Genomic DNA, 13592 nt, shown 5'->3' with positions numbered 1-13592 from the left:
TTATTTTTTACTTATAAACAACAAAATTTATATCAGATACAAATTAAAAATAGCTTTTAAGTACTGCTAATTTATACTATTATTTACAATCACCAAAACAGCAATTAAATCCACAAAAACACACTAGAGAAATTATTCACTCCATAAAAAAGCCCACTAATGTGGGCTTTAAAGTTATCTTTTATTGAATTTCACTAGCTGTTACAAAACTTTATGTTTCAACCTTAGAATTATTTTTTAAGCGCTTTCATCAAACTCAATTTTATCAGCACTATCTATTTTGTGTAATGGTTCCTCCATTGGCAGTGTAAAATAAAAAGAGGAACCTTCGCCTTCTATACTTTCTACCCATATTTCACCACCATTTTTTTCTAAAAACCCTTTCACTAATAATAATCCTATCCCTGCACCTTTATTTTCTGTCCTTGCTTTTGAAAGTATATTCATTTGTGGTGTAAAAAGTTTGTCTTGGATTTCTTTAGACATACCAACACCGGAATCCTTTATTTGAACGATTATTTTATCTCCTTTAATTTTTGCTGAAACGCTAACTTCCCCTCCAGGTAGTGAATGCTTAATCGCATTAGAAACTATATTTTGAATAACAGAGAGTAGCATTTTTCCATCTGCAAAAACACTGGTATTTTCTTTAATTTCATGATGAAGATTTATTGTATTTAAAGACGCAGTATCATTTAAAGTCTCAAAAACTTTTTGAACATAATCAACAAGCTCAATTTTTCTAGGAGAAAATACTTCTGCTGCGTATTTTATTCTCGCCCACTCCACTAAATAGTCTAACATATTTAACTCATCTATTGATGCTTTGTAAAGAAGCTCAAGCATTTCTTTAACTGTATTTGGCTGCATTCTTTCAAAATTTGATTTTAAATATCCAGTAGTAGCAATAATACTCGATAATGGACTTCTCAAATCATGCGAAAGTATGGCAAGAACACTTTCTTTATGCGTATTTAAATCTTCAAGGTCCTTTACATATTTTTTTATGGCATCTTCTGATTTCTTTCTTTCCGTTAAGTCGCGTAGGATTTTAACATATCCTAACATTTCTCCATCTATTCCGGTAAGCGGAAAAACCAAACCATACGCATAAAATTCACTCTTGTCTTTACAAATGTGCCATCTGTTATCCGTTGCTCTTCCCTCCTTTAATGCAGTTTCAATTTCATTTTTAGGAATACCTTTTTCTATATCTTCTGCTGTAAAAATTATATCAAAATGTTTTCCAATAATTTCATCTGATTCATAACCAAAAATTTTTGTTGCCCCTGAACTCCAGCTGTTTATTACAAATTCATTATCAATAGTAAAAATGGAGTAATCTTGTAAGCTGTCTATGATCTGGCTATAAAACTCAGCAGTAGGAATGTAATTACTTTTAAGAATTTTAGAATTAATTTGCTCGTTTTCCATTAAATTATGTAAATAATATTTAAAATTTTCAAACTTATTTTCGGTTGATTTATCTATATAATGCTTCCAAAGATACACAAAAAAAATACGATGAAAGTAAAACAAATAATACATCTCCAAAACCAGGAATGTATGGTCGAAAAGTTATTGCCTTAATTTCTTCGATTGTGAAATCCTAAATAACTTCTTTGATTTCACTGTGATACTATTCCCTTTTACAATATTCAAGCCAATAAATAAAATCGGGCAAATCCCACGAAAGTTTATCCCACAAAAAAAGCCTCGAATTTCTTCGAAGCTTTTGCTTTCTGGGTGGGAGACGGGGCTCGAACCCGCGACCCTCGGTACCACAAACCGATGCTCTAACCAACTGAGCTACAACCACCATTTGCTTAGCGGTGGCAAATATACAACATAAGTTTACTTTTGCAAATATTTTTTTTAAAAAATTACAGCAAATTTATATCAAATCTCCTAAACTATTGACTGCCAAATATCTTTCAACCGTAAAACCTTCACCAAATTCAACCCCTACTAACCTTCCCAAATCTCTAGAACGATAATTCAGACTTTCTAAGAAGTTTTTACTAGTGATTGGCGATTCCGGTTCTTTGGAATTTGCATCATAAAACTGGGAACGATACGCCAAAATAGATTCGATTTTCTTATCGGTAAAACCTGTAATATCGACAACAAAATCAGGTTCTATGTTTTTCCACTGGATGTAATGATATACTAATTTGGGTCTCCACGCAGCTTGACTTTCTCCATCAACTGTAGTTTCTATCTTTCTCAATCCTGATAAAAAACAAGCATCCGAAACCAATTTGCTTCCCTTAGCATGATCAATATGACGATCATCAATAGCGTTACACAATACAATTTCGGGTTGATATTTGCGAATCATTTTTATGATTTCCAATTGGTGTTTTTCGTCATTTACAAAAAAACCATCGCGCATTTCCAGATTCTCGCGTACCGAAACACCTAGAATTTTTGCGGCAGCAGTTGCTTCCTGATCTCTAATTTCTGCTGAACCACGCGTTCCTAACTCGCCACGAGTCAAATCAACAATTCCCACTGTTTTCCCTAAGGAGATTTCTTTTAGAATAGTTCCCGCACAACCCAATTCTACATCATCAGGATGCGCACCAAAAGCAAGTATGTCTAATTTCATTATTTATTTTTTTCTGTTATCTATAATATTTAATCTACAATGCCTTTTTCATCGTCATTGCTTTATTGACACTTTCGCTCCACTCCTTTTCCGGTACGCTGTCTTTTGTGATTCCGCAGCCCATATACAAATACGCCTTGGTCATTGCCGGCTCCGAAGCAATCTCAATTTGCATACAACGCAGATTTACAAACAAATTAGAACTTACCGAATCTGTTGCAAAACTGCTGTTCAACTCCCCTAAAAAACCAGTATAAAAACTCCTGTCATAATTTTCATTTTCCAAAATAAAAACTTTAGATTCCTCTTTTGGCAAACCACAAACTGCTGGCGTAGGATGCAATAAATGGATTACTTGCCGCAAACTGGAGTTCGAATTCAATACCCCCCAAATATCCGTTTTTATATGCCAAATATTTCCCGCTTTGACGCTGTAGGGCCTAGTAACCGAAACTTCCAAAGCCACGCCTTGCAAAGCTGAAACTATATAATCCGTAACATATTGCTGCTCTTCTTTCTCTTTTTTATCCCAAATTATTTCATCCGAACCACTATCCTTTTGAGTTCCTGCCAAAGCCATTGTTTCAAATACATTTACATTGGCTTTTAATAATTGCTCGGGTGAAGCGCCGAGCCAGATTCCCACTTTTGGATGAAAAAAACAATACACAAAAGTAGCTGGATACAAGCGAACCAACTTTTCGAACACCGAAGCCAAATCAGAATCAACCAAATCAACTGTTTCTTTTCGGGATAAAACCACTTTCTGGAATTCGTCCTTTTCAATGGCTTGAATTCCTTTGGCAACCAATCTTTCAAAATTATTTTTGGCAGCCGCACTTGGTTCCTTAAACTCCTTTTCCAGAACGTCAACTTTTTTTTGATCCCAAATAACACCAGTTATTTCAGATTGATTTTCAGGGATTAAATAGGTTTGATTACCATCAAAAGAAGCAAAAACAAAGCCTTTTTCGGTAAAATCTTCTACTTTATACAATTCATCATTTTGCTGAAAAAGTCCAATTACCATATCCGAATTGGGTTTGCAATACAATACAAAGGGTAAATTTTGTTGTAATTGATTTTGGGCTTTATCTAAAATTGCGTCCATTATTTGTCCTCACTTTTTCTTTTTGGCAAAACCATATTCGTCAATTTGCAAAGCGAAATCAAATTATCTTTTTCATCCGTAATCCGTATTTCCCAAAGGTGAATGCTTCTCCCTTTGTGAACGATTCTTGCGGTTGCCGTTACGATACCGTCTCGTTTTGCTTTCAAATGATTCGCTGATATTTCAATTCCGCGTACTTCACTGTGGTCTGAATTTATATACAACATCGATGCAGCACTTCCCACACTTTCGGCCAAAGCCACCGAAGCGCCTCCGTGTAATAATCCCATAGGCTGATGCACCGATGGATTTACGGGCATTGTTGCCACTAAATAATCTTCTCCTGCATCCGTATATTCAATATTCAGGGTTCGCATCAATGTGTTTTCTGAGATTTTATTGCAATATTGAAGGATTTTTTCTTTGTCGAATGTCATGTTTTTGGCTTTAAAAATGTAAAATTAAATAAAAGATGAGTTACAAAATAGCAAATGCAAGTGTTATTCTAAATTCAAATTTGAAAATCGTTTCTCATCCAAATAAGATTTTCCTTATTTTTACAAAAAAACTACCGAAATGCGTCCTACAACTTTACTGTTTTTTATTGGAATATTGGTGTCTTTTTCCGCTTGTCGTTCTGATTTTGAGACCGTAGCGAGCACTGGCGATTTGACCTTTTCTAGAGACACTATATATTTAGACACCGTTTTTACAAACATAGGTTCCAGTACCTACCGACTAAAAGTGTACAATCACAGTAAAAATGACATTACCATTCCAACCATACAATTAGGAAAAGGATTGAGTTCTAAATACAGAATGACAGTGGATGGAATGCAGGGAACAAATGGAAAAATATTCACCAATGTTGACCTTCTCGCCAAAGACAGTTTGTATATTTTCATAGAAACCACCGCTACTATTGCAGATGCCAACCCAACCGACTTTTTATACACAGACCAAATTCAGTTTGATAGCGGCGAAAATTTGCAAAAAGTAGCATTGGTGACGCTCATTCAGGATGCTGTTTTTTTATATCCGAAACGTTTTGCAGATGGAACAACGGAAACGCTCCCTGTTGGCGATGAAAAAATTGATGGTTTTTATCTCGATGAAAATGATCCTGTAAATGGCAATGAATTACAGTTCTCCAATAAAAAACCGTATGTTATTTATGGTTACGCCGCCGTTCCTTCTGGGAAAACGGTAACTTTTGATGCGGGAGCCAGAGTCTATTTTCATGCAAATTCAGGTCTTATTGTGTCTAATAATGCTTCGATACATGTAAATGGTGCAACATCTACAACGGATAAATTAGAAAAAGAAGTCATTTTTGAAGGGGATAGATTAGAACCCGAATATTCAGATGTTCCGGGACAATGGGGAACAATTTGGCTTACCAATGGCAGCACCAACAATCAGTTGAATCATGCAACCATCAAAAATGGAACTATCGGATTACTGATTCAAAACAACGACGGAACAACTACAACAATAAAAAATACGCAAATCTACAATTCTGCCAATTATGGTCTTTTGGCGCAGAACGCAAAAATCAATGGAGAGAATCTGGTTATCAATAATGCGGGACAAGCCAGTCTAGCTTGCGTTTACGGCGGGAATTACCACTTTAGCCACAGCACTTTCAATAACAATTGGAACAGTTCTAAACAGGCGGCGGTTTTGGTGAGCAACTACATTTTGGGAGCAATCCCAGAAGTAAAAGACTTGACCGAAGCAACATTCAATAATTGTATTATTTACGGTTCGTACTCGAATGAAATGATTTTAAATAAAAAAACAAGCGCTGCTTTTGTATACCAATTCAATAATTGTCTCTTAAAATTTGACAATACTTCCAATCAATTTACGACTAATCCAGACTATCAATTTGAAACGGACGCAGCCCATTACAACGCAATTATTTTAAATAAAGATCCTAAATTCCTGAAGGTTTCCCTAAACAAATTCAACATTGACGAGACTTCCGCCGCTTTCGCAAAAGGGAATTCGGCCTATCTGATTCCGTTGGATATTATAGGGAACACGAGAACTTTACCTCCTGATTTAGGGGCGTATCAAAACAAACCATTTCCAAAATAATATTTCAAAGTCTTTGCTTTTCACATTTGCTCGTACTATTTATTTAAACTAAATTTGCATCGCAATACAACAAACTAAAAAACAATGATCCATTTCTTTGAAAACCAAAGCAAAACTGTTTTTGCAGTACACACGCAAAACGAAATTTCGGCTCAAGACATTTCAAAACTCAACTGGCTTTTTGCCGATTCAAATAAAATAGAAAAATCCGTACTGACGGATTTTTTTGTTGGTCCTCGCGCCACAATGATAACGCCTTGGAGCACTAATGCGGTGGAAATCACTCAAAACATGGGAATTTCCGGAATCATTAGAATCGAAGAATTTCAGAAAGCAACCGCTGATTTTTCTGATTTTGACCCGATGCTTTCGCAAAAATACGCCGAGTTAAATCAAGATATTTTCACTATCAACGTACTTCCGGAAGCCATTTTGGACATCGATGATATTGCTGCCTACAACAAACATGAAGGATTGTCTTTGAGTCCTGAGGAAGTGGGATATTTAGATAATCTAGCGCTTAAATTAGGACGGAAACTAACTGATTCTGAGATTTTTGGTTTCTCACAAGCCAATTCAGAACACTGTCGTCACAAGATTTTCAACGGAAAATTCATCATTGACGGAGAAGAAAAAGAATCTTCTTTATTCAAATTAATCAAGAAAACATCTCAGGAAAACCCAAACGATATTGTTTCGGCTTACAAAGATAACGTTGCTTTTGTAAAAGGGCCGCGTGTACAACAATTTGCTCCAAAAAGTGCTGACAAACCTGATTTTTATGAAGTAAAAGAATTTGATTCGGTTATTTCATTAAAAGCAGAAACGCACAATTTCCCAACAACAGTAGAGCCTTTCAACGGAGCTGCAACGGGTTCAGGTGGAGAAATCCGCGACCGTTTAGCAGGTGGACAAGGTTCGTTGCCAATGGCAGGAACGGCAGTTTACATGACTTCCTACTCTCGTTTAGAAGCCCCATTCGACTCCGCTCAGGGTAGCAGACCATGGGAAAACGGGATGACCGAAAGAAAATGGTTATATCAAACGCCAATGGATATTTTGATCAAAGCGTCCAACGGAGCTTCTGATTTTGGAAATAAATTCGGGCAACCGTTAATTACAGGTTCTATCCTGACTTTCGAACACGAAGAAGACGCTCGCAAACTAGGTTTCGACAAAGTGATCATGCAAGCGGGTGGAATTGGTTACGGAAAATTAGATCAGGCGATTAAGAAAAAACCACAAACAGGCGATAAAATTGTTATCCTTGGTGGGGAAAATTATAGAATTGGAATGGGTGGCGCTGCAGTTTCTTCGGCAGATACCGGAGCTTTCAGTTCAGGAATTGAATTGAATGCGATCCAACGTTCGAACCCAGAAATGCAAAAACGTGCTGCCAATGCCATTCGTGGTTTGGTAGAAAGTGATATCAATCCAATTGTTTCGATTCACGATCACGGCGCTGGAGGACATTTAAACTGTCTTTCGGAATTAGTGGAAGATACCGGTGGATTAATTGATTTAGATAAATTGCCTGTGGGAGATCCTACCCTTTCGGCAAAAGAAATCATTGGTAACGAATCTCAGGAAAGAATGGGATTGGTTATTGCGAAGGAAAACATCGATTTATTGCAAAAAATTGCTGACCGGGAACGTTCTCCAATGTATCAGGTGGGTGACGTAACCGGAGATCACCGTTTTACTTTCGAATCAAAATCAACTGGTGCTAAACCAATGGATTTTGCGTTGGAAGACTTTTTTGGAAGTTCTCCAAAAGTGGTGATGACGGACAAAACAATCGAAAGAAACTATACTGATTTAGTATACGACAAGAAAAATATCTCCACCTACTTAGAGCAAGTGCTTCAACTGGAAGCGGTGGCGTGTAAAGACTGGTTGACCAATAAAGTAGACCGTTGTGTGGGTGGAAAAGTAGCCAAACAACAATGTGTGGGTCCCTTGCAATTACCCTTGAACAATTGTGGTGTAATGGCTTTGGATTATCAAGGAATAGAAGGAGTTGCGACTTCAATTGGTCACTCTCCTGTTGCAGCATTAATTGATCCTGTTGCGGGAAGCAGAACGGCTATTGCAGAAGCATTGTCTAACATTGTTTGGGCGCCAATAAAAGATGGTTTAGACGGACTTTCATTGTCTGCTAACTGGATGTGGGCGTGTAAAAACGAAGGGGAAGACGCGCGCTTGTACGCCGCTGTACAAGGTTGTTCGGATTTTGCAATCGAATTGGGAATCAATATTCCAACTGGAAAAGATTCGCTTTCCATGAAACAAAAATATCCAAATGAAGAAGTAATCGCGCCGGGAACGGTAATTATTTCAGCAGGTGGAAATTGTACCGACATTAGAAAAGTAGTAGAACCTGTTTTACAAAGAGACGGCGGTTCTATTTATTATATCAATTTATCGCAAGATGATTTCAAATTAGGCGGTTCTTCGTTTGCACAAACCTTGAATACTATTGGAAAGGAAGTACCAACGATTAAAGACGCTGCTTTTTTCAAAAGAGCCTTCAATACGATTCAAGAATTAATTCTTGACAATAATATTCTTGCAGGACACGACATCGGGAGTGGTGGTTTGATTACTACTTTATTGGAAATGTGTTTTGCCGATGTGAATTTGGGAGCTAAAATAGATTTCTCTGTTTTCGAAGAAAAAGACATTATCAAATATCTTTTTGCTGAAAATATTGGAATTGTTTTCCAAACAAAATCGGATGCTGAAGTCGAATCTAAATTAAACGCCAATGCCGTTTCTTTCTATAAATTAGGAACAGCTACCAATGAAGCGACTTTAGACTTTGGTCCTTGTACCTTAGACATTGCTAAATACAGAGATATTTGGTATAAAACTTCCTTTTTATTAGACCAAAAACAATCGAAAAACGGAACGGCTCAAGCGCGTTTCGACAATTACAAAAACCAAGCGTTACACTATACTTTTCCAACACATTTTACAGGAAAAAAACCAGTTATTGACAACTCTAAGCCAAAACCTAAAGCCGCTATTATCCGTGAAAAAGGAAGCAATTCCGAACGTGAAATGGCAAATGCGATGTACTTAGCCGGATTTGATGTAAAAGACGTTCACATGACCGATTTGATTTCAGGTCGTGAAACATTGGAAGACATTCAATTTATTGGAGCTGTTGGTGGATTCTCTAATTCAGATGTATTGGGTTCTGCCAAAGGATGGGCCGGAGCCTTTTTATACAATGAAAAAGCAAAAACCGCTTTAGACAATTTCTTCAAAAGAGAAGACACGTTGTCTGTTGGAATCTGTAATGGTTGCCAATTGTTTATGGAACTGGAAATCATTAATCCAGAGCATGAAGTACACGGAAAAATGTTACACAACGAAAGTAACAAACACGAAAGTATTTTTACATCGGTAACGGTACAGGAAAACAATTCAGTGATGCTCTCTTCTTTAGCAGGAAGTACACTAGGAGTTTGGGTTTCGCATGGAGAAGGAAAATTTAACTTACCAATGGGTGAAGAAAATTATAATATTGTTTCTAAATATGCCAATAAAGGCTACCCAGCTAATCCAAACGGCTCCCATTTTGATGTTGCGATGCTTTGCGACAAAACAGGACGTCACTTGGTTATGATGCCACACATTGAGCGTTCTACGTTTCAATGGAACTGGGCGCATTATCCAAAAGACCGTGACGATGACGTTTCGCCTTGGCATGAAGCGTTTGTCAATGCCAGAAAATGGATGGATAAAAAATAATTTTTTGATTTACTATATAGAAAGCGTTCCTGAAAAGGACCGCTTTTTTTATGGAATTAATTTAAAAGTCATTTTGATGATTTGTAAGATATTAATTAAAGTGTATATTTGAAAGTAATACGCTACGCATTAGCGCTTATATACAAGTTGGCGGCAATTTTGCGGACACCCTAAAACATACTCAAACAAACAAAAATGATTAAAACATTTCACTTAACAGCTGTGCTATTCTTATTTATTTCTTGCCATACATCTGCTCAAACGATAGATTCATTAAGACAAAAAATAGAACAAATTGTTTCGACAAAGAACGCTATTGTTGGTGTTGCAATTATTGGCGACAACGGAAAAGACACTTTATCGATAAATGGCAACAGGCATTTCCCCTTGCAAAGTGTATTTAAGTTTCATATTGCACTTGCAGTCCTATCCCAAATTGACCAAGGAAACTTTTCCCTAAATCAAAAAATTAAAATTGAAAAGAAAGACCTGATCCCAAATCTTTATAGCCCTATCAGAGACAAATACCCAAATGGAACGACTTTACCAATTTCAAAAATTTTGGATTATACTGTTTCTCAAAGTGACAATGTTGGATGCGACCTATTACTAAAGCTAATTGGAGGGCCGCAAGTAGTGGAAGAATACTTCATAAATAATAATTTTAAAGACGTATCAATAAAAATCACTGAAGAGGTAATGCAAGCGAATTGGGATTTGCAATTTGAAAATTGGACGACACCAAAAGCAGCAAACGAAGTCTTATCAAAGTTTTATTATAACAAAACAAAGCTGCTGTCTAAAAAAAGTTACGACTTTATTTGGAAAACTTTGAAAGGAACCGAAACGGGTAAAGAAAGACTAAAGGGACAATTACCCAAAAGCACTATTGTTGCACACAAAACCGGTACTTCAGGAGCAAACAAAGAAGGTTTAACAGAAGCCGTAAACGACATTGGAATTATATTTTTGCCCAATGGACAACATTATTTTATTAGTGTATTTGTGACGAAATCAAGCGAAAACAATGAAACAAACGAAAATATAATTTCTGATATTTCAAAAATAACTTGGGATTATTTCATAAACCAAGCAAAATAAAACTGCTACCAACAGCTAGGGTTTCGTTGTGTGCGTAGCACGAACAATGAAGCCCGTGTTGAACGGAACCGAATACCTGCCGTCAACACTATGGAGTTATCGTAAAGATTGTAGAGGTATTTTCAAGAGGATTTTGTTCCTCTTTTTTTGTGGAGTTGTTTCAGCTTGGTTTTTTTCATGTTTTCCTTCACTTTTGAACACAATTCCCCTTACCCCGACCCCGCTGATATACCAAAATCGTTCAAACTGTGCCCACAATAGTGAGCAAATAATACCAAAACTATGAGCAATTATGCCTTTTGGTTGTTTTTAAAACAAAAAACGTCAGCTAAGAGTAAAGCCTTTATAACCGAAGACCAGATTAGAAAATAAATTAGAGTTGGTTTTATTAGATCTATTTTAGTTGCTAATTGGAATGGGCACCGTTTTCAAAACTGCACTAACGATTTTAGTAAATACGAGCGATCTGGATAAAGAATAATTAATATTTTTATAGCTTTTACTAAAGCGTTCCTAAAAAGGAGCGCTTTTTTTATGGGTCACTTGGATTGCAAGTTTGCATTAACATTATTCAGGGAAAAAAAATTCTGTTTAATACTATCCTTTTATACTACTAATCAATGGGTATCAAACTCGTGTACCATTTCGTTGGTCATAGACGGAAGGTTGGAAAACCCCTATGTACTTGATGCCATTGTGCCAACCTATCAAATTAGTAACAATAGTATTAAACAGAATTTATATATTCTAAAACACAATACAAACCATTAATCACTTTCAAAAAACTGCCTTACAACGGTAGCCTACTCTATTGTAAATTTACAACTTAGCTTTATAAAAAGCTATATTTTTGGGACTTTAATCAATCAAAAACAATCGTATTAACAAAATATAATATTCATTTTAGGAGATAGAAGCAAAGATTATGTAGAGTAATCTATTAATCCAAAATTCATGCGGCACAAACACTTTAGCTTAAAATCAGTCTATTAAACTTTATTTTAAGAAAACGTTTTCGTAAAATGGAATAATTCTAGTTTAATTTTCCATTTAATTTTTGAAAAATAATAATTATTATTAATTTTTATTTAATTTGCGAGTCAATTCAACATTCGAATAATGACTTCTATAACCAGACTTTTTGATTTTCCCTATTATCAGCAAGATAAATATACTTCAATTCCAGATGCTTTAACAACAAAGCAAAATGGAGTTTGGATAAAAACTTCTACCCAAGAATATATTGCTAAAGCCAATGCTGTATCAAGAGCATTAATGAAATTAAGCATTCAAAAAGACGATAAGATTGCTATCATCTCCTCTAATAATAGAACCGAATGGAATATTATAGACATTGGGGTGTTACAAACTGGGGCGCAAACGGTTCCTATTTACCCTACGATTTCTGAAGATGATTACGAATATATCTTAAATCATTCCGGTGCCATGTATTGTTTTGTTTCTGATGCGGAAGTGCTTCGGAAAGTAAATTTGATTAAAACTAAAGTACCAACACTTAAAGAAGTCTATTCGTTCAACGAAATTGAAGGTTGCAAAAATTGGAAAGAACTGCTAATTCTTGGCGAAGACCAAAGCAATCAAAATGAAGTTGAAGCTAGAAAAAACAGCATAAAAACAGACGATTTAGCGACTATTATTTATACTTCCGGGACAACAGGAAAACCAAAAGGAGTTATGCTTTCGCACAAAAATATTGTCTCGAATGTCCTAGACAGCGCTTCCAGAATTCCTTTTGAAGCGGGAAAAACTCGTGCCTTGAGCTTCTTGCCGGTCTGTCATATTTTTGAAAGAATGATTTTGTATTTATACCAATATTATGGCGTTTCAATCTATTTTGGGGAATCAATCGATAAAATTAGTGATAATCTCAAAGAAGTAAGACCTACGGTTATCACAGCTGTTCCCCGACTTTTGGAGAAAGTATATGATAAAATCTACGCCAAAGGTACCGCACTGACCGGAATCAAAAAGAAACTGTTCTTTTGGGCAATTGATTTGGGATTAATCTACGAACCTTATGGAAAAAATGGATTATGGTATGAGTTCCAACTCAAAATGGCACGTAAATTAATTTTCAGTAAATGGAAAGAAGGTTTGGGTGGAAACCTTGATTTGATGGTTTCCGGAAGTGCCGCTTTGCAACCCAGATTAGCCAGAGTTTTTGCTGCTGCCGAAATTCCCGTAATGGAAGGCTACGGTTTGACCGAAACGTCTCCTGTAATCTCCGTTAACGACATGAGAAATCACGGTTTCAAAGTGGGAACTGTGGGCAAAGTAATCGATAATGTAGAAGTGTTAATTGCCGAAGATGGGGAAATCCTTTGCAAAGGACCTAACGTGATGATCGGCTATTACAAAGATGAAAAATTGACCAACGAAGTCATTACAAACGGTTATTTCCACACAGGAGACATTGGAGTATTTGATGAAGACGGATTCTTGAAAATTACCGATCGCAAAAAAGAAATGTTCAAAACATCCGGAGGAAAATATATTGCCCCCCAGTTAATTGAAAATACAATGAAACAATCCCGTTTCATTGAACAAATAATGGTAATTGGTGACGGACAAAAAATGCCGGCCGCAATTATTCAGCCGAGTTTTGAGTTCATTAAGGAATGGGCTGTTATTCATGGAATTGATCTTGGAAAAAGCAATGAAGAGATTATTTCGAACGAAAAAGTAATCGAACGAATTCAAGCCGAGATTGATACCTTAAATGAAAAATTTGGGAATTGGGAGAAAATCAAACGCTTTGAATTGACACCGGACGTTTGGTCCATTGAAGGTGGACAACTTACCCCTACCCTAAAACTGAAACGAAAAATAGTAATGGAGAAATATATCGATTTATTCCATAAAATCTACGGTTAACATTTGATAAAC

Annotated in this window: 8 protein-coding genes and 1 tRNA gene; 4 read left to right on the top strand and 5 right to left on the bottom strand. The window is 36.1% G+C overall.

Annotation, left to right across the window (positions count from 1 at the left end; genetic code table 11):
* Positions 1 to 237: 237 nt before the first annotated feature.
* From ACM55I_RS08390 to ACM55I_RS08370, 5 genes are all read right to left on the bottom strand, one after another.
* On the bottom strand, positions 238 to 1434 hold the full coding sequence (locus ACM55I_RS08390; protein ID WP_416846317.1) for a PAS domain-containing sensor histidine kinase: 1197 nt from the start codon (positions 1432 to 1434) through the stop codon (positions 238 to 240).
* A gap of 310 nt (positions 1435 to 1744) precedes the next feature.
* Positions 1745 to 1820, bottom strand: a tRNA-His gene (locus ACM55I_RS08385).
* Positions 1821 to 1894: 74 nt separating this feature from the next.
* Positions 1895 to 2611 carry a bacillithiol biosynthesis deacetylase BshB1 gene (gene bshB1 / locus ACM55I_RS08380; protein ID WP_416846316.1) on the bottom strand — a complete coding sequence of 239 codons (717 nt, stop codon included), beginning with the start codon at positions 2609 to 2611 and terminating at the stop codon, positions 1895 to 1897.
* Positions 2612 to 2645: 34 nt separating this feature from the next.
* The gene (locus tag ACM55I_RS08375; RefSeq protein ID WP_416846315.1) at positions 2646 to 3722 is read right to left on the bottom strand and encodes a chorismate-binding protein; all 1077 of its coding nucleotides are present in this window, start codon (positions 3720 to 3722) and stop codon (positions 2646 to 2648) included.
* Positions 3722 to 4159: a PaaI family thioesterase gene (locus tag ACM55I_RS08370; RefSeq protein ID WP_416846314.1), complete on the bottom strand. Its 438-nt coding sequence runs from the start codon at positions 4157 to 4159 to the stop codon at positions 3722 to 3724. The genes ACM55I_RS08375 and ACM55I_RS08370 overlap by 1 nt, the downstream gene beginning before the upstream one ends.
* Positions 4160 to 4298: 139 nt before the next feature.
* On the opposite strand from ACM55I_RS08370, the gene ACM55I_RS08365 reads away from it, so the two are divergent.
* The 4 genes from ACM55I_RS08365 to ACM55I_RS08350 all read left to right on the top strand — a co-directional run bounded on the left by ACM55I_RS08365 (position 4299) and on the right by ACM55I_RS08350 (position 13580).
* Positions 4299 to 5825 (top strand): hypothetical protein, encoded by a 1527-nt coding sequence (locus tag ACM55I_RS08365; protein ID WP_416846313.1) that lies wholly within the window; start codon positions 4299 to 4301, stop codon positions 5823 to 5825.
* 84 nt (positions 5826 to 5909) lie between these two features.
* Complete coding sequence (gene purL / locus ACM55I_RS08360) at positions 5910 to 9584, top strand: phosphoribosylformylglycinamidine synthase (protein WP_416846312.1); 3675 nt, start codon at positions 5910 to 5912, stop codon at positions 9582 to 9584.
* Between the two features lie 195 nt (positions 9585 to 9779).
* The gene (gene bla / locus ACM55I_RS08355) at positions 9780 to 10685 is read left to right on the top strand and encodes a class A beta-lactamase, subclass A2 (RefSeq protein WP_416846311.1); all 906 of its coding nucleotides are present in this window, start codon (positions 9780 to 9782) and stop codon (positions 10683 to 10685) included.
* Positions 10686 to 11804: 1119 nt separating this feature from the next.
* On the top strand, positions 11805 to 13580 hold the full coding sequence (locus tag ACM55I_RS08350) for an AMP-dependent synthetase/ligase (RefSeq protein WP_416846310.1): 1776 nt from the start codon (positions 11805 to 11807) through the stop codon (positions 13578 to 13580).
* Positions 13581 to 13592: the final 12 nt, after the last annotated feature.

Origin of the sequence: Flavobacterium algoris (genome assembly GCF_048158525.1) — a bacterium.
Taxonomy (GTDB): domain Bacteria; phylum Bacteroidota; class Bacteroidia; order Flavobacteriales; family Flavobacteriaceae; genus Flavobacterium; species Flavobacterium algoris.
Note: the sequence above shows the minus strand (reverse complement) of the source record. Positions and strands in the feature narration are given on the sequence as shown.

Coding starts and splice junctions, on each gene's coding strand:
- ACM55I_RS08390 (WP_416846317.1), bottom strand. CDS start 1,434: ATGGAAAACGAGCAAATTAATTCTAAAATTCTTAAAAGTAATTACATT.
- bshB1 (WP_416846316.1), bottom strand. CDS start 2,611: ATGAAATTAGACATACTTGCTTTTGGTGCGCATCCTGATGATGTAGAA.
- ACM55I_RS08375 (WP_416846315.1), bottom strand. CDS start 3,722: ATGGACGCAATTTTAGATAAAGCCCAAAATCAATTACAACAAAATTTA.
- ACM55I_RS08370 (WP_416846314.1), bottom strand. CDS start 4,159: ATGACATTCGACAAAGAAAAAATCCTTCAATATTGCAATAAAATCTCA.
- ACM55I_RS08365 (WP_416846313.1), top strand. CDS start 4,299: ATGCGTCCTACAACTTTACTGTTTTTTATTGGAATATTGGTGTCTTTT.
- purL (WP_416846312.1), top strand. CDS start 5,910: ATGATCCATTTCTTTGAAAACCAAAGCAAAACTGTTTTTGCAGTACAC.
- bla (WP_416846311.1), top strand. CDS start 9,780: ATGATTAAAACATTTCACTTAACAGCTGTGCTATTCTTATTTATTTCT.
- ACM55I_RS08350 (WP_416846310.1), top strand. CDS start 11,805: ATGACTTCTATAACCAGACTTTTTGATTTTCCCTATTATCAGCAAGAT.